This is a genomic window from Rathayibacter sp. VKM Ac-2926 (assembly GCF_022815565.1).
Lineage (GTDB): Bacteria > Actinomycetota > Actinomycetes > Actinomycetales > Microbacteriaceae > Rathayibacter > Rathayibacter festucae.
The window spans coordinates 66,533-82,746 of the sequence record NZ_JALGRS010000013.1 but is presented as its reverse complement, the minus strand read 5'-3'; the positions used below and the strand labels follow the sequence as shown (position 1 = coordinate 82,746).

The following is a 16,214-nucleotide window of genomic DNA, read 5'->3' as shown; positions in this document are numbered from 1 at the left end:
GTCTGAGCAGGTGACTCAGCAGATGCCCATGAACAACCGCCGGGGCGCCGCCTCCCCGACGATCCCGCGCGGCGAGATCCTCGCCACCTTCGATACCTACGAGAAGGCGCAGCAGGCCGTCGACGTCCTCGCGCGGGCCGACTTCCCGGTCAAGCAGCTGGCCATCCTCGGCAACGACCTCAAGAGCGTGGAGCGCGTCACCGGCAAGCTCGCCTGGGGCCGCGTCGCCCTGGCCGGCGCCGCCTCGGGCGCCTGGCTCGGTGTCTTCCTCGGCCTGCTGCTGATCATCTTCTCGCCGGCCACCGAGTTCTCCTTCCTCATCGCGGCCGTGCTGCTCGGTGCCGGATTCGGCATGCTCTTCGGCCTGGCCTCCTACGCGGTCAACCGCCGCCGCCGCGACTTCACCTCGACGATGCAGGTCATCGCCACCAGCTACTCGGTGATCGTCGACCCCGAGGTGGTGAACCGCGCGCGCAACCTGCTCGACGGCACCCCCGCCGAGTCGGAGGCGCCGGTCTGGTCGCCGCCGCCCGCGGATGCGGAGCCGGTGCCGATCCGTCCGGAGGACGAACGGCGCTGACCCCCCTCGAAGGCCCCCGGAGCGATCCGGGGGCCTTCGTCGCGTCCGTGCCGTAGCGACCGGGCGGGTCCGTCTGCCGGGCCGTCGCGTCAGCGGGCGGCGGACCCCACGGGTGGCAGCACGATGTCGACCGCGAGACCGTGCGGCTCCCGGTTGGAGAGCGCCACGGTCCCGCCGCCGGAGAGCACCGTCGTGTGCACGAGGGCGAGACCCAGGCCGCTGCCGCCGGAGGCGATCGTGCGCGAGTCGTCGGGTCGGGAGAAGCGGTCGAAGGCGACCGGGATGAACTCGGCCGGCATGCCCGGTCCGTCGTCGGAGACCGTCAGCAGCAGTCGGCCGTCCTTCTGCGCGAGCGCCGCGACGATCGTCCCGCCGTGGCCGATCGCCTGGATCGCGTTGCGGACGAGATTGTCGATCACCCGGCCGAAGTCCTGGGTGGCGACGGCGTAGAGCCGAGCGGGCTCGCGCTCGTCGATCTCGTAGTCGATCTCGACGTCCGATTCGGCCGCGAGCAGCCGCGTGCGGTCGACCGCGCCGACCAGTTCGTCGACCAGCTCGGCGAAGGGCGAGGCGGGCCGGGCCGACCTGCTCTCGATCCGGGAGATGTCCAGCAGTGCGGAGGCGAGGCGGACCAGACGGTCGACGCTCTTCTGCGCGTCGAGGATCACGCGGTCGACGGCGACCGGGTCCTCCACGCGGTGGTGCGCGATCTCGAGCTGGGCCGAGAGCGCGGCGAGCGGCGTCCGCAGCTCGTGGCTGGCGTCCGAGACCATCTGCTTCTCCCGCGCCAGGGAGGCCGTCTGCTTGGCGAGGAACGCGTTGAGCGTCTCGGCGAGCTCGTCGATCTCGTCGCGAGTGCCGACGACCGGCAGCTGATCGCCGGGAGTGGGGTCGGCGGCGATCTGGTCGGCGCGCGCACGCATCCGGCGCACCGGGGCCAGAGCCGCTCCGGTGAGGATCCAGGAGGCGAGCCCGAAGGTGACGACGAGGAAGATCGCCGCGTAGACCAGCACGTGCGCGAAGTCGTCGAGCACCAGCTGCGAGGCGGCCTGGTCGCGGGCGGTGGCGACGCTCCAGGTGCCGTCCTCGCCCTCCACCGCGGTGATGCGCACCAGGTAGCGCGTGGTGGCGGTGGCGACCTCGGTGTAGCGCGGCACCGCGTCGGCCGCGCGGTCGCGCAGCTCCGCCTGCACCGAGCGGCGCACCTCGGTCGGCATGGTGGTCGCGTCGATCGCGCCGTCCGGGGTGATCGCGAGGTAGAGCTGCCCCGTGGAGGAGTCCCGGACCCGGGGGACGTCGCCGGCCGCGATGTCGCGCCGGATCTCGTCCTCGATCGAGACGAGGATCGTCCGCTCGCTGCGCTCGACGATGCCGGTGACGACCTGGTAGAAGAGCATCGCGGCGAGGGCGAAGAGCACGGTCGCGACGGCGACGGAGCCGACGGTGATCCTGGCGCGGATCGACAGGGCTCCCGAGCGCCGCCTCGCGGCACGCGCCGCGGCGAGCGGGCTCGGGGCGGCCATGCGTTTACTCGACCGGGCGGAGGAAGTAGCCCTTGCCGCGCACCGTCACGATGCTGACCCCGGTGTCCTCGGCGGGCAGCTTCTTGCGCAGGTAGCTGACGTACTGGTCGACAATGTTGTTGTCGACGATCTCGCCGCCGCCCCAGATCTCGGAGAGGATGCGCTGGCGGGTGACGACCGAGCCGACCGGCGAGATCAGCAGCTTCAGCAGCTCGAGCTCCTTCGGGCTGACGTGGATGCGCGTGTTGTCCGCGGTGCGGCGGATGCTCGATCCGTCCACGGTGATGCGGCCGACCTCGATCGAGGTGGACATCAGCGACGGGCTGCGCCGCAGCAGCGCCCGCAGCCGCGCGTTCAGCTCGGTGAACGCGAACGGCTTCGTCAGGTAGTCGTCGGCGCCGGCGTCCAGGCCGAACACGCGGTCCTCGACGGAGTCGCGGGCGGTGAGCAGCAGGATCGGGGTGGAGCGGCCCAGCTCGCGGATGCGCCGGCAGATCTCGAAGCCCGACATCGCGGGGAGCATCACGTCGACGATGGCGGCCGAGAACTCGGCGTTGCTGAACGCGACGAGCGCGTCGATGCCGTTCGTCGTCAGCTCCGCTTCGTAGCCGGCGTCTTCTAGGCCGCCCACGAGTGCTTCGCCCATGGCTGGATCGTCTTCGACGACAAGGATCTTCACGGGCTCACCCTACGACGCCGCTCTCAGGAACGGCGTGTACGCCGAGCGTGTCTCGGCGGCGCCGCCACTCCGTCTTGCTGTGTCTCGCTGCCGATTGCGCGTGTCGAAGATGAGACAGAGTGTTCCTCGATGTTCCGATTCGACGCTCCGACGTACTGATATTGCCGCTTTTCCCGCGCACCACGTACCAATCCGCGCTCGACGGGGGTACGAATGAAGTACGACGTCTCCCGGCGAGCGTCCGCGTACCCGAAGCGCGGTCCGGCTCCCCCTCGGCAGCTCGCGACGTCACCGAAAAGGTGGTTCTCGTGACCCCGAAACGCTTCGCTGAGCGACTCCGCTCGCTGATACCCGGACTGCGCCCATCTCTCCCCTGCGCCGCATGCGGTCTCGCGCCACGGCGCCCACTCGACCCCTACTGCTCAACACGCTGCGCTAACGACGACGACTGAAGGCCCCCGCGACCCGCCCGCCTGGCGCTAGTCAGGATTGCACTCCATCGCAGACCGCTCCCGCCAGGTCTCGCTCCCTATGGCCTCAGCGGATTCAACTTGGTGGCAGGTGCTCGCCAATACGCTGCTGGCAGTCCTTGTCGTCGGTGCGATGGTCGATCTGGGCGAGGTTTCTCCTGCCGAGGCTCCTGAGCAACCTGCTTGCCGCTACCTGGGCTCGGATCGATGCCGTCTCGCAACGGGTGCTGACCTCGGGTCCGACGGACGTCCTCGGCTGGTCGCTGTTGGTTGTCGCGTTGCTGTTCCCCACTCTCAGGTGGTCCCTTCTGCCGCTCGGGCGGCCGTCGTACCCCCTTCAGCTGCCCAGGGCCTATCCATCACGGGATCCCGATCGTCTTCGTCCTCTCCGTCGACTGGGATCCAGTTCGGGCGTTCTTAAGTCGTAGGACGCCGCAATGTCTCGGAGTAATCTCTTACAGTCCATATCTCGTCCACGAACCGATTGTCGTGACCGTGGGCTCGGCGCTCGAGCCCAATAGGTCACCCCTGGAGATCTTTCTGGCTCTGCCTTTATCGCTTCTCACCGGCTGGGTATCTTCACCGGATCATCGAACCGCCCTCTCGTCGCCTCGCCCGTCGGGTCGGGACGATGGTCGCGACTCGCCGCAGGGTCGTACCCCAGCTGAGGCCAGTCGGTAAGTGAGATGACTAATGGACCCGGTGGCCAGGAGTCCGCGCCCGCCAACCGCGTAAGAGGAATCATGCCGCTTACGCCGGCCAAAGAGCCGTCCGATTGCGACGCCACGCGGGCGATCTCCGCCGTACTGCGGAACTCGGCGCGACGTGGAATGCCCGCCTCAGCGCGGATAGCGCGGAGGACATGGCTGGTACAGCCGAACTCGACGGTCCCCAGCGTGGCGCACCCCTCCGCTATCGTCTCGCTCACTCGATCGAAGGGATCATAGTGAGTCGTCCGCGCGCGCTGTCGCAGCTCCTGGGGAGCAAGGCGATGCGGATCGCGACCATCGTGACGGCGCTCGCTGTCGCCGGGACGGCGGTCGTATTCCTCTTGCCCGACGACCGCCCGGCCGTTGAGATTCCCGCAGGAGCAACCTTCTCGCCTTCCGCTACCGCGCCGGGAGTCGAGCCCCCAGATCCGATTGTGCTGCCTGCGCAGCCTCGTGTGCTTGTGTTCGGTGACTCCTACACCGCGGGCTATGGCTCCGTCGATCCGGTAAACGATGGTTTCGCACGAGTTCTGCCCCGCTACCTCCCGGGCTGGGACTTCGCGGTCGAGGGAGTTGGCTCGACGGGATACCTCAACTCGGGGAACGATGGGCAGGGCACCTTCTTGCAGCGCATCGAGCGCCTGAGCTACGGGGATGAATTTCAGCTCGTCCTTCTTCAAGGTGGCTCGAATGACCAGAACGTGGAAAACGCTGGCCTCGCAGAGGCGGTCGATGTGACGGTGAACGCTCTAAAAGACCGGTTTCCTTCGGCGCAGCTCGTAATGCTCGGCCCGGTCTCGGTCTCGACAAATTCGAATGCCAACAAGCGCTACGTCAACGGCGTTCTTGAGAAGTACGCACGCGATCATCGCATCGCTTTCATCAGCCCGCTGTATGAGCGCTGGTTCCCGACGAAGTCACAGTCCGAGTGGGTCAACATCGAGGTCGGTCATCCGAATACGGCAGGCTACGACCACATGGCTCAGGAGCTGGCGACTGATTTAGGAAAAATCGTCATCGGTCGGTAATCCGATCCCGCGCTTAGGTGGCGCGGAGGTGAGGTGTGGCCGGGAACTTCGTCGGGCTTCTTGATCGAGGCGCAGACGGAACGTATGATCCGGTGAAGACACCTCCCGAGCGACCTGTGGAACCCGAATCCCGCAGCCTCACGGCGGTCGCGGTGTCGTACCCGAAGGCTCACGATGACGACCCTGATCAGCTCCTTCTGGCGCGCCCGACGCTGCGACGCCTGCCATCGTCGCTTGTCGCGGATTGCCGATCCGTACTGCTCCCGGTACTGCGCGAACGACGACGACTGATCCACGTACGTCGCGTGCGAGCGACGCTTTCGGATCCATCCCGGTTCTGCTTCTCGGAGGTGCTTCGATCTCGATGGTGGTCCAGCTCGCGATGCGGCCTCGCGGCTCGATCTAAGGTCGGACCGCAGTTGACGTTGTTTCGTCCGGTTCGGAGCGCATCAAGATTTCTCGCCCCTACTCGGTCCTCGCCCGCTCCGTCGGGGCTCTCATCCGACGTCCCGCGAGTACTGCAGGAAGACGAACCCCGCGGCGGAGCCGTACTGCTCCTCCATGTGCGCTCGCCGAGCGCAGAGGTTCGACCTGAACCCCTGACGCCGGCGTCGCGCAGAGCGTCGGACGCGCGTCCCGCGCCAGTTCCGCCGCCGGCTGCGACTTGCGGACGAGGGCTGCCGCCGATACGGCAGCCTGCTGACGTCCCCCGCCTTCATCGCTGCGAGTTCCGCCGCGTGCGGGTGACCGGTCGGAGTGGCAGCGATGACCTACCGAGCCCTCGACTCCGTCCGGGCCTGCGCCGCGCTGCTCGTTCTCGTCGCCCACGTGCGGCAGGCCTTCCTGATCCCGGCCGGTGAGACGCGGCTCGGTCCCGTCGACAGCGCGCTCTATGCGCTGACCTCCCTCGGTCACGGCGCTGTCATCGTCTTCTTCGTCCTGAGCGGCTTCTTCGTCGGTGGCTCCGTCCTCAGCTCCCTCTCCCGCGACGCCTTCAGCTGGACCAGGTACCTCACGTCCCGACTGACCCGGCTCTGGCTCGTCCTGATCCCGGCCCTCGTGCTCACCGCCGTCCTCGACGCCGTCGGCGTCGCCTTCCTCGCGGACCGGCCGCAGTACGCGCCGGGCGGTTCCGCGCAGGTGAACGGCGGCGTCCTCGGGGCGCTGGGCAACGTGATCTTCCTCCAGCCGCACCTGGTCCGGCCCTTCGGCACCGACCAGCCGCTCTGGTCGATCGGATACGAGGCCGGCTACTACCTGCTGTTCCCGCTGCTCCTCGTCGGGCTCACGCGCGGCTCCCGGCAGCGGAGAGTGCTCTGCGCCGCGGCCGCCGTCGTGATCGGCTGCGTTCTCGGGCCGGCGGGCACCGGCCTCTTCCTCGCCTGGCTCGCCGGCGCGGCGGTCGCCTGGAAGGGATCGGCGGCCACGCGGTTCCTCTCCCGACTCGGACCGAAGGGCACCGCCGCCTCGATCCTCGCGGTGCTGCTGCTCCTGATCGCGGCGATGTCGGTCGATCGCCTCGCGAGAGCAGGGACGGACGATCTCGGCTGGACGACGTGGGCGACGACGGTCGCGGCGGCGGCCCTCGTCGTCGTGCTGTGCCACTCCGAGGGGACCCCCGGCACGGGTCTCGACCGCCTGCTGCGCGGCGGCACCTGGGTCTCGAGGTTCTCGTTCTCGCTCTACGCGACGCACGTGCCCGTGCTGATGCTGCTCCACGCGCTGCTGTTCCCGCCGCCGTCGGCCTGGTGGCAGCCCTCGGCGGCGAGCTGGGCGGCCGTCCTCGCTCTCGCGCTCCTCGCCTGCGCCGTGGGCTGGGCCTTCGGCGCGCTCACGGAGCGGAGGACCGAGGCCGTGCGCGCCCGGGTGCTCGGCGTCGTCGAGAGTCTCCGGCGACCGCGGCGCGCGGCCACAGGCGGCGGCTGATCAGCCGAGGACCCTGACCTGGTCGGGACGGTCGTCGGAGAAGGCGAGCGGGAGCGAGGAAGGCCCGGCTCGCGCTGCTTACCGCGTGATTCCGGGCCTTCAAGAGTGGTGCCCCCAGTAGGATTCGAACCTACGCCCCTGCCTCCGGAGGGCAGTGCTCTATCCCCTGAGCTATGGGGGCCAGGAGTGCCTGTCAACATTAGCACCCGGGGTGGGTGCCGCCGGACGCCGTGGCGGGCCGTGCGGTCGTGCCACGATGGGGGCATGCTGCGCACCGTCTCCGCCTCGCTGGGCCTGCGACTGAACGGGCCGACCGACCTGATCTTCCTGATGGCGGCGACGCCGACCGGAGACGGGTTCGAGGACTCGTTCACCGTCACTCTGGACGGCGAGCCCGTCCCGGTGCGGGAGTTCCCGGCGCGGCACGGCGCGCGGGTCCACCGTGTCGCGGCGAACGCCGGGGCGATGCACGTGGAGTACCGCGGTCGCGTCTCCGGGCGCGGCGTGCCGGACGAGCCGAGCGAGCTCGAGCTGGTCGAGTACCTGCGCCCGAGCCGCTACGCCGAGACGGACGCACTCGGCGGCATCGCCCGGCGCGAGTTCGGCCGGGCGCGGGGCTTCGAGGCGCTCGCCGCGGTCGAGGAGTGGGTGCACGCGCACCTCTCCTACGTCTACGGCTCGACGGTCGCGACCGGGGGAGCCGCGCAGGTGATCGAGAGCGGGCAGGGCGTCTGCCGCGACTTCGCGCACACCGTCGTGGGGTTGCTCCGCGCGCTCGACATCCCGGCGCGGGTGACCGCCGTCTACGCTCCCGGCCTCGAGCCGCGCGACTTCCACGCGGTGTCGGAGGCCTGGGTCGACGGGGCCTGGCACGTGGTCGACGCGACCCGGCTCGCTCCGCGGCCGTCGATGCTCCGGATCTCCTCCGGCCGCGATACCGCCGACACGGCCTTCCTCAGCAGCTACCTCACCGACCTGCGGCTCGAGACGATGAACGTCGAGGCGACTTGCGACGAGGTCGTCGAGGACGACCACGTCTCCCCGGTGCGCCTGGGCTGAGCGGCCCTACCGACCGGGGCGGTCAGCCGGCGAGGGCGTCCAGCGCCGCGCGCACGAGCGGCTCCGGATCGCCCGGCTCGACGAACGATGCGCTCGACGCCTCGAGCCAGTAGTCGCCGATGAAGGCGTCCGCGATGCCGCGGCTGTCGGCGACCTCGTAGTAGCCCTCGATCTCCGGGGGCCGGCCGTAGGTGGGGACGGCCTCGCTCGTAGTGAAGAACTCGTTCTTGAGGGCCTCGATGACGGCCGGGTCGAGCCGGGCGACCGCGAGCTGGAAGTCGGCGCCCTCGGAGTCGGCCCAGCCGCAGACCAGGCCGTCGTAGCCGGCGATCTCGGCGGAGACCGCGGTCGGCTCCACCGCGTCGCTGGGGGAGAAGCCCGCCCAGAGGCCGGTCAGGGCGGAGGCGGGCACGAGCTGCTCGCAGGTGACGGGAACCGGAGTGCCGGTGACCGCGTCGCTCGCGCTCGGCGCCGGATCCGCGGCCGGCGCGCAGCCGGCGAGGGCCGCGACGGCGACGATCAGGGCGAGGGCGGCGGGTCGGCGCATGCGCTGCACCCTAGCAATCGCGGCGGGCCGGGCGCCGGGGCGCGGGCGGGTGGAGTGCTGGCGGCAGTGGATCTCGATACGCCGGCTGCGCCGGCTACTCGATCAGCAGAAGGAGAGGGGCTGCTCGATCCGGAGGAAGAAGGCGCGTGGGGACCGGCCGGTAGAATCTTGCCCCGTGACTCCCGAACAGCTCGCCGCCTCCCTGCACGCCCTCGTCCTCGACGCCGTGCAGCGACGAGGGAGCGACGCCGAGGTCGCGCTCGGCGACGTCGTGCTCGAGCGGCCGAAGAACCGCGACCACGGCGACTGGGCCTCGAACATCGCGATGAAGATCGCGAAGAAGGCCGGGGCGAACCCGCGCGAGCTCGCGACCGAGCTCGCCGAGGGCCTCGGCGCGATCGACGAAGTCGCCTCGGTCGAGGTCGCCGGCCCCGGGTTCCTCAACGTGCGGCTCGACGCCGCCGCGGCGGGCGCGCTCGCCGGCGCGATCGTCGACGCGGGCGAGGCCTACGGCACCGGCTCCGCCTACTCCGGTCTGAAGATGAACCTCGAGTTCGTCTCGGCCAACCCCACCGGCCCCATCCACATCGGCGGGACCCGCTGGGCGGCCGTCGGCGACAGCCTGGCCCGCGTGCTGATCGCGCAGGGCGCCGAGGTGACCCGCGAGTACTACTTCAACGACCACGGCGCGCAGATCGACCGCTTCACCCGGAGCGTCCTCGCCGCCTACCGCGGCGAGCCGACGCCCGAGGACGGCTACGGCGGCGCGTACATCGCCGACATCGCCGATCGCGTCGTCGCCGCCTACCCGGGAGACCTCTCGGTCCTGCCCGAGGCCGAGCTGAACGAGACCTTCCGCTCGATCGGCGTCGACCTGATGTTCGGCGAGATCAAGCAGAGCCTGCACGAGTTCGGCGTCGACTTCGACGTCTACTTCCACGAGAACTCGCTGCACGAGTCGCGCGCCGTCGAGCGGGCGATCGAGCGCCTCCGCGAGCTCGGCCACATCTTCGAGGCCGACGGAGCGACCTGGCTGCGCACCACCGACTTCGGCGACGACCGCGACCGCGTCATCATCAAGAGCGACGGCGAGGCGGCCTACATCGCCGGCGACCTCGCCTACTACCTCGACAAGCGCGAGCGCGGCTTCGACCGGGCGATCATCATGCTCGGCGCCGACCACCACGGCTACATCGGCCGGATGATGGCGATGTGCGCGGCTTTCGGCGACACCCCGGGCGTCAACCTCGAGATCCTGATCGGCCAGCTCGTCAACCTGCTCCGGGACGGGCAGGCGGTCCGGATGTCCAAGCGCGCGGGCACCGTGGTGACGATGGAGGACCTGGTCGAGGCCGTGGGCGTCGACGCCGCGCGCTACTCGCTGGTGCGATCGTCGGCCGACTCCTCGCTCGACATCGACCTCGACCTGCTCACCAAGCGCAGCAACGACAACCCCGTCTACTACGTGCAGTACGCGCACGCCCGCACCCGCCAGGTGGCGGCCAAGGCGGAGGCGTCGGGCGTGCCGCGCGAGCCGTTCGCCCCCGAGACGCTGGTGCACCCGAGCGAGTCGGCGCTGCTGGGCGGACTGCAGGAGTTCCCGCGCATCGTCGCCCTGGCCGCCGAGCTGCGCGAGCCGCACCGTGTGGCCCGCTACCTCGAGGAGATCGCCGGTCTCTACCACCGCTGGTACGACAACTGCCGCGTGGTCCCGCAGGGCGACGACCCGATCGAGGCCGTGCACTCGACCCGCCTGCGCCTGAACGACGCGACCGCGCAGGTCCTGCGCAACGGGCTCTCGCTGCTCGGCGTGACCGCTCCGGACCGGATGTGACCGCCGCCGACGCCGGTGCGCCGCGCCGCGGCCGCCGGATCGCGATCGTCGCCGTGATCGTGATCGTGCTGCTGGCGGTGGCCGCCGTCGTCGGCGACGTGCTCGCCCGCCGCGCCGTCGCCGACACCGCGGCGTCGAGCATCCGGGACGCGCTCTCGCTCCCCGCGGACCACCCCGTCGAAGTCGAGGTCGCCGGCTGGGCGGTGCTGCCGCAGCTGATCGCCGGCTCGCTCGACCGGCTCGACATCCGCAGCGAGGACGTCGCGTTCGGTGACCTGAACGGCGATGTCGAGGCGACTCTCGAGGGCGTCCCCGCTAGTGGCGACGGTCCGCTCGAGGCGGGACGCGCGACCGTGGCCCTCGACCCCGACTCGGTGAGCACGCTCGTCGCCGCGCGGAGCCAGGTGCCGATCGACGGAGTGACGCTCGATCCGCCGCTGGTGCGCGTGAACACCTCGGTCGACGTGCTCGGGCTCACCCTCGCCGCGGGCGTCGGCATCGAGCTCGGCGCGGCCGACGGCGCGATCGAGCTGACGCCGTCCGAAGTGACGGCGGGCGGCACCACGATCAGTGCCGCCGACGTCGAGGACCGCTTCGGCGCCGTGGCCGAGGGGCTGCTCGCCGCGCGCTCCGTCTGCATCGCCGACGCCGTGCCGCAGGGGCTCGCGCTCACCGACGTCACCGTGACGGCCGACTCGCTGGACGCCTCCTTCGACCTCTCTCCGACGTTCCTCAGCGACCCGGCGCAGCAGGAGACCGGCGTCTGCTCCTGACCCGGGACGGACGCGCAGCGCCCGACCGGTAGGATCGGAGCCCTGTGCCCGCGTGTCCCGCGGGCCGAACGCCGGCAGTGCGCGCACCGAGAGCACTGCCACCGACAGCACTCTCAAGGATCTTGCTGGCTTCAGGGGTCAATCCGGACTCGCTCGCCACGCAGTGACGCTCCCACTCTCTCCTGTGAGGTCTCACCCGTGGCACACGCCGACGCACCCGTCCGCGCCCCCCGTCATCCCCTCGCTCCGGACTGGCTGCACCGCCCCGAGGACGCGAACGCGCTCGCCGACGGCGTCTGGTCCGGCGGCACGCTCCGCTCGGCGGACGGCGTTCTCGAGATCGCCGGCGTCGCGGCCACCGAGCTGGCCGCCCGCTTCGGCACCCCGCTCTACGTCGTGGACGAGGACGACGCCCGCCGCCGCGCCGTCGCGACGCGGGAGGCCTTCGAGCGCGAGCTCGGCCGGATCGGCACCGGCGTCACCGTCTACTACGCCGGCAAGGCCTTCCTCTCCACCGAGGTCGCGCGCTGGATGCGCGCCGAGGGCCTGAACATCGACACCTGCAGCGGGGGAGAGCTCGCGGTCGCGCTCGCCGCCGGCGTCGAGCCCGAGCACATGGGCCTGCACGGCAACAACAAGTCGCTCGCCGAGATCGACCGGGCGGTCGAGGCCGGTGTCGGCGCGATCGTCCTGGACAGCGTGCTCGAGATCGAGCGGGTCGCCGCGGCGGCCGAGCGCCACGGCCGCGTCCAGCCGGTGCGGCTGCGGGTGAACAGCGGCGTGCACGCGCACACCCACAGCTTCCTGGCCACCGCGCACGAGGACCAGAAGTTCGGCATCACCCTCGAGGACTGCCCGGACGCCGTCGCCCGGATCCGCTCGCACGGGAGCCTGCGCTTCCTCGGCCTGCACTGCCACATCGGCTCGCAGATCTTCGGCTCGGCCGGCTTCGCCGAGTCGGCCTCGCGCCTGCTCGCGGTGCACGCGGGGCTGCTCGCCGACGGCCCGGTCCCGCAGCTCAACCTCGGCGGCGGCTTCGGCATCGCCTACACGAGCGCCGACGACCCGACCCCGATCGGCGAGATCGCCGCGGCGATCGCGGACGCGGTCGGCGAGCAGTGCGCGACCCGCGGGATCCCGGTGCCGCACATCGCCATCGAGCCGGGCCGCTCGCTGATCGGGCCCGCCGGGCTGACCCTCTACGAGGTCGGCACCATCAAGGACGTCGCGGTCGGCACGGACGGCGTGCGCCGCTACGTCAGCGTGGACGGCGGGATGAGCGACAACGCGCGGCCCGCCCTCTACGGCGCGGACTACACGGCGCGGATCGCCGACCGCGTCTCCGACGCCGAGCCGGCCCTCGTGCGCGTGGCCGGGAAGCACTGCGAGTCGGGCGACATCGTCGTCCACGACGACTTCCTCCCCGCCGACGTGCAGCCGGGCGACCTGCTCGCCGTCGCCGCGACCGGCGCCTACTGCTGGTCGCTGTCGAGCAACTACAACCACCTCGGCCGCCCCCCGGTCGTCGCCGTCCGGGACGGAGTCGCGCGCGTCATCGTGCACGGCGAGACCGAGGACGACCTCCTCCGCCGCGATGCCGGCATCGAACGAAAGGCCATCCTCCGATGATCGAGTACCGCAGCCTCCGCGTCGCCCTGCTGGGCGCCGGGTCCGTCGGTGCCCAGGTGGCGCGCCTCCTGCTCGACCACGGCGACGAGCTCGCCCAGCGCGTGGGGGCGCCGCTGGAGCTCGCCGGCGTGGCCGTCCGGGACCTCGACGCACCGCGCACCGCGGACATCCCGAGGGAGTACCTCACCACGGACGCCGAGGCGCTGATCCTCGGCGCCGACATCGTCGTCGAGCTGATCGGCGGCCTCGAGCCGGCGCGCAGCTACATCCTCAAGGCGATCTCCTCGGGCGCCGACGTGATCACCGCCAACAAGGCGCTGCTCGCCGCGCACGGCAACGAGCTGTTCGAGGCCGCCGACCAGGTGGGCGCGCAGCTCAACTACGAGGCCGCGGTGGCCGGGGCGATCCCGATCATCCGCCCGCTGCGCGACAGCCTCGCCGGCGACCGGGTGCACCGGATCCTCGGCATCGTGAACGGCACCACCAACTTCATCCTCGACCGGATGGACACCGAGCACGCCACGCTCGAGGAGGCGCTCGCGCTCGCCACCGAGCTCGGCTACGCCGAGGCCGACCCGACCGCCGACATCGAGGGCTACGACGCCGCGCAGAAGGCGGCGATCCTCGCCCGGCTCGCCTTCCACACCGACGTCCCGGTCTCGCTGGTGCACCGCGAGGGCATCACCGGCGTCACCCAGCAGCAGGTCGAGCAGGCCCGCGCCTCGGGCTACGTGATCAAGCTGCTCGCGATTTGCGAGCGCCTCGTCGACGCGAAGACGGGGGAGGAGGGCGTCTCGGCGCGGGTCTACCCCGCGCTCGTGCACCGCACGCACCCGCTCGCCGCCGTGCACGGCGCGAACAACGCCGTCTTCGTCGAGGCGGAGGCCGCCGGCAGCCTGATGTTCTACGGCGCCGGCGCCGGCGGCGTCGAGACCGCCTCGGCCGTGCTCGGTGACGTCGTCTCGGCCGCCCGCCGCCACGTCGTCGGCGGTCCGGGCCTCGTCACCAGCGCCAGCTCCGGGCTCCCGGTGCTGCCGATCGGGCACGTCACCACCCGCTACCAGGTGACGCTCGAGGTGCTCGACCGCCCCGGCGTGCTCGCCCAGATCGCCGGCGTCTTCGCCGAGCACGGGGTCTCCGTCGAGACGCTCGTGCAGACGCCGCCCGTGCTCGACCCCCTCGCCGACACCGGTGCGGAGCGGCGCGAGCCGACCGCTACCCTGGTCATCGGCACGCACGCCGCGGCAGAGTCCGATCTGGCGGCCACCGTCACCGCTCTCCAATCCCACGGGTTCGTCGGCGCCGTGACGTCCGTTCTACGAGTTGAAGGAGCCTGAGATGGCCAAGCAGTGGCGCGGAGTCCTGCACGAGTACGCGGACCGCCTCGATGTCACCGAGGCGACCCCCGTCATCACGCTCGGCGAGGGCGGCACCCCGCTCATCCCGGCGGCGGCTCTCTCGGCCCGCACGGGCGCGAAGGTCTGGGTCAAGTACGAGGGCATGAACCCCACCGGCTCCTTCAAGGACCGCGGCATGACCATGGCGATCTCGAAGGCCGTCGAGCACGGCGCGAAGGCCGTCATCTGCGCCTCGACCGGCAACACCTCCGCTTCGGCCGCGGCCTACGCGACGCACGCCGGCATCACCGCCGCGGTGCTCGTCCCCGAGGGCAAGATCGCGCTCGGCAAGCTGAGCCAGGCGATCGCGCACAACGCGCAGCTGCTGCAGGTCCAGGGCAACTTCGACGACTGCCTCGACATCGCCCGCGACCTCGCGAAGAACTACCCGGTGCACCTGGTCAACTCGGTGAACCCGGACCGCATCGCCGGTCAGAAGACGGCCGCCTTCGAGGTCGTCGAGGTCCTGGGCGACGCGCCGGACCTCCACATCGTCCCGGTCGGCAACGCCGGCAACTACACCGCCTACTTCCGCGGCTACTCCGAGGAGCTCGAGCGCGGCGGGTCGACGAAGCTGCCCCGGATGTTCGGCTTCCAGGCCGAGGGCTCCGCGCCGATCGTGCACGGCGCGGTCGTCCGCCACCCCGAGACCATCGCCAGCGCGATCCGGATCGGAAACCCCGCGTCGTGGGAGCTCGCGCTCAACGCGCGCAGCGTCAGCGACGGCTACTTCGGCGCGATCAGCGACGAGAAGATCCTCGAGGCGTACCGCATCCTCGCGGGCGAGGTCGGCGTCTTCGTCGAGCCCGCCTCCGCGATCAGCGTCGCCGGCCTGCTCGAGCGCGCCGAGGCGGGGGCGATCCCCAAGGACGCCACCGTCGTGCTGACCGTCACCGGCCACGGCCTGAAGGACCCGCAGTGGGCGCTGCGCACCGCGGACGGCGAGGACATCACGCCGACCGTCGTGCCCGTGGACACCGCGGCGATCGCCGACGTGCTGGGGCTGGCCGGCGCATGACCTCGGCGGTTCCCGTCGGCCGCTCCGTGCACGTCAAGGTCCCCGCGACCTCGGCGAACCTCGGCCCCGGGTTCGACACGCTCGGCCTCGCGCTCTCGGCGTACGACGAGCTCGAGGTCACGGCCGTCACGGCGACGGGCGCCCGGGTCTCGGTGCACGGCGTGGGCGAGGGCGAGGTGCCGACCGACGAGACGAACCTCGTCGTCCAGGCCATCGCCTACACCTTCGCCGACCAGCGGCAGGAGATGCCCGGCATCGACGTGACCGCGCGCAACATCATCCCGCACGGCCGCGGCATGGGCTCCTCGGGGGCGGCGATCGTCTCCGGGATCATGGCGGCGAAGGGTCTGCTCGACGGCATCGTCGAGCTCGACTCCGACGACCTGCTCCGGATCGCGACCGAGATGGAGGGGCACCCCGACAACGTCGCGCCGGCGCTCTTCGGCGGTCTCACCATCGCCTGGGTCGAGCCCGGCGCCGAGGGCGGACCGGAGGCGCCGCTGCGGCCGCGCTCCAAGAAGCTGATGGTGCACCGCGGCGTCTCGCCGGTCGTCTTCGTGCCCGAGCACACCATGTCGACCCGGCTGGCGCGCTCGCTGCAGCCGATCAGCGTGCCGCACGAGGACGCCGTCTTCAACGTCTCGCGCTCGTCGCTGCTGATCGCGGCCCTCATCCAGAGCCCCGAGCTGCTGTTCGCGGCGACCGAGGACAAGCTGCACCAGAACTACCGCGCGGCCGCGATGCCGCAGACCTCCGAGCTGATCGCCCTGCTGCGCTCGCACGGCTACGCGGCCGTCGTCTCCGGCGCCGGACCGAGCGTCCTCGTGCTCTGCAGCGACCCCGCGCAGCGCCTCGCCGCTGCGGATCTGGTGGCGAAGCAGGCGCACACGCCGTGGCGGGCGCACATGCTGGCCGTCGACTTCAAGGGTGCTACAGTGGGGATCGCATCCCGAGGAGCCGCGTAACGAGCGGAATCTGTCCGACGGATCGTCCCGATAATCACGGCCATCACATCGTGTGAAGGGCGCCCCTGCTTCTCGT

Annotated in this window: 13 protein-coding genes and 1 tRNA gene; 10 read left to right on the top strand and 4 right to left on the bottom strand. The window is 71.1% G+C overall.

Annotated features, from left to right (window positions below):
• Positions 1–28: 28 nt before the first annotated feature.
• The gene (locus MT351_RS16590) at positions 29–580 is read left to right on the top strand and encodes a general stress protein (protein WP_243582708.1); all 552 of its coding nucleotides are present in this window, start codon (positions 29–31) and stop codon (positions 578–580) included.
• Between the two features lie 89 nt (positions 581–669).
• On the opposite strand, the gene MT351_RS16585 is transcribed toward MT351_RS16590, so the two are convergent.
• On the bottom strand, positions 670–2,103 hold the full coding sequence (locus MT351_RS16585; RefSeq protein ID WP_243582707.1) for a cell wall metabolism sensor histidine kinase WalK: 1,434 nt from the start codon (positions 2,101–2,103) through the stop codon (positions 670–672).
• 4 nt (positions 2,104–2,107) lie between these two features.
• On the bottom strand, positions 2,108–2,782 hold the full coding sequence (locus MT351_RS20380) for a response regulator transcription factor (RefSeq protein ID WP_260300519.1): 675 nt from the start codon (positions 2,780–2,782) through the stop codon (positions 2,108–2,110).
• A 1,332-nt stretch (positions 2,783–4,114) separates the two neighbouring features.
• Between MT351_RS20380 and MT351_RS16575 the strand changes: the two genes are divergently transcribed.
• A complete protein-coding gene (locus MT351_RS16575; RefSeq protein ID WP_243582706.1) occupies positions 4,115–4,990 on the top strand; it encodes an SGNH/GDSL hydrolase family protein in 876 nt (291 codons plus the stop codon).
• 765 nt (positions 4,991–5,755) lie between these two features.
• Positions 5,756–6,916 carry an acyltransferase gene (locus tag MT351_RS16570; RefSeq protein WP_243582705.1) on the top strand — a complete coding sequence of 387 codons (1,161 nt, stop codon included), beginning with the start codon at positions 5,756–5,758 and terminating at the stop codon, positions 6,914–6,916.
• Between the two features lie 106 nt (positions 6,917–7,022).
• On the opposite strand, the gene MT351_RS16565 is transcribed toward MT351_RS16570, so the two are convergent.
• Positions 7,023–7,097: transfer RNA gene (locus tag MT351_RS16565), tRNA-Arg, on the bottom strand.
• Positions 7,098–7,180: 83 nt separating this feature from the next.
• Here MT351_RS16565 and MT351_RS16560 point away from each other — a divergent pair.
• Complete coding sequence (locus MT351_RS16560) at positions 7,181–7,975, top strand: transglutaminase family protein (protein WP_243582704.1); 795 nt, start codon at positions 7,181–7,183, stop codon at positions 7,973–7,975.
• A 22-nt stretch (positions 7,976–7,997) separates the two neighbouring features.
• On the opposite strand, the gene MT351_RS16555 is transcribed toward MT351_RS16560, so the two are convergent.
• Positions 7,998–8,522, bottom strand: a complete 525-nt coding sequence (locus MT351_RS16555; RefSeq protein ID WP_243582703.1) for a hypothetical protein — start codon at positions 8,520–8,522, stop codon at positions 7,998–8,000.
• A 175-nt stretch (positions 8,523–8,697) separates the two neighbouring features.
• Between MT351_RS16555 and argS the strand changes: the two genes are divergently transcribed.
• From argS to thrB, 6 genes are all read left to right on the top strand, one after another.
• The gene (gene argS / locus MT351_RS16550) at positions 8,698–10,356 is read left to right on the top strand and encodes an arginine--tRNA ligase (protein ID WP_243582702.1); all 1,659 of its coding nucleotides are present in this window, start codon (positions 8,698–8,700) and stop codon (positions 10,354–10,356) included.
• Complete coding sequence (locus MT351_RS16545) at positions 10,353–11,129, top strand: DUF2993 domain-containing protein (protein WP_243582701.1); 777 nt, start codon at positions 10,353–10,355, stop codon at positions 11,127–11,129. Before argS ends, MT351_RS16545 begins: the two co-directional genes overlap by 4 nt.
• Positions 11,130–11,327: 198 nt before the next feature.
• On the top strand, positions 11,328–12,758 hold the full coding sequence (lysA, locus tag MT351_RS16540; protein WP_123735334.1) for a diaminopimelate decarboxylase: 1,431 nt from the start codon (positions 11,328–11,330) through the stop codon (positions 12,756–12,758).
• Complete coding sequence (locus MT351_RS16535) at positions 12,755–14,095, top strand: homoserine dehydrogenase (RefSeq protein ID WP_123445472.1); 1,341 nt, start codon at positions 12,755–12,757, stop codon at positions 14,093–14,095. The genes lysA and MT351_RS16535 overlap by 4 nt, the downstream gene beginning before the upstream one ends.
• Position 14,096: 1 nt before the next feature.
• Positions 14,097–15,173: a threonine synthase gene (gene thrC / locus MT351_RS16530; RefSeq protein ID WP_132435767.1), complete on the top strand. Its 1,077-nt coding sequence runs from the start codon at positions 14,097–14,099 to the stop codon at positions 15,171–15,173.
• On the top strand, positions 15,170–16,138 hold the full coding sequence (thrB, locus tag MT351_RS16525) for a homoserine kinase (RefSeq protein WP_243582700.1): 969 nt from the start codon (positions 15,170–15,172) through the stop codon (positions 16,136–16,138). Before thrC ends, thrB begins: the two co-directional genes overlap by 4 nt.
• Positions 16,139–16,214: the final 76 nt, after the last annotated feature.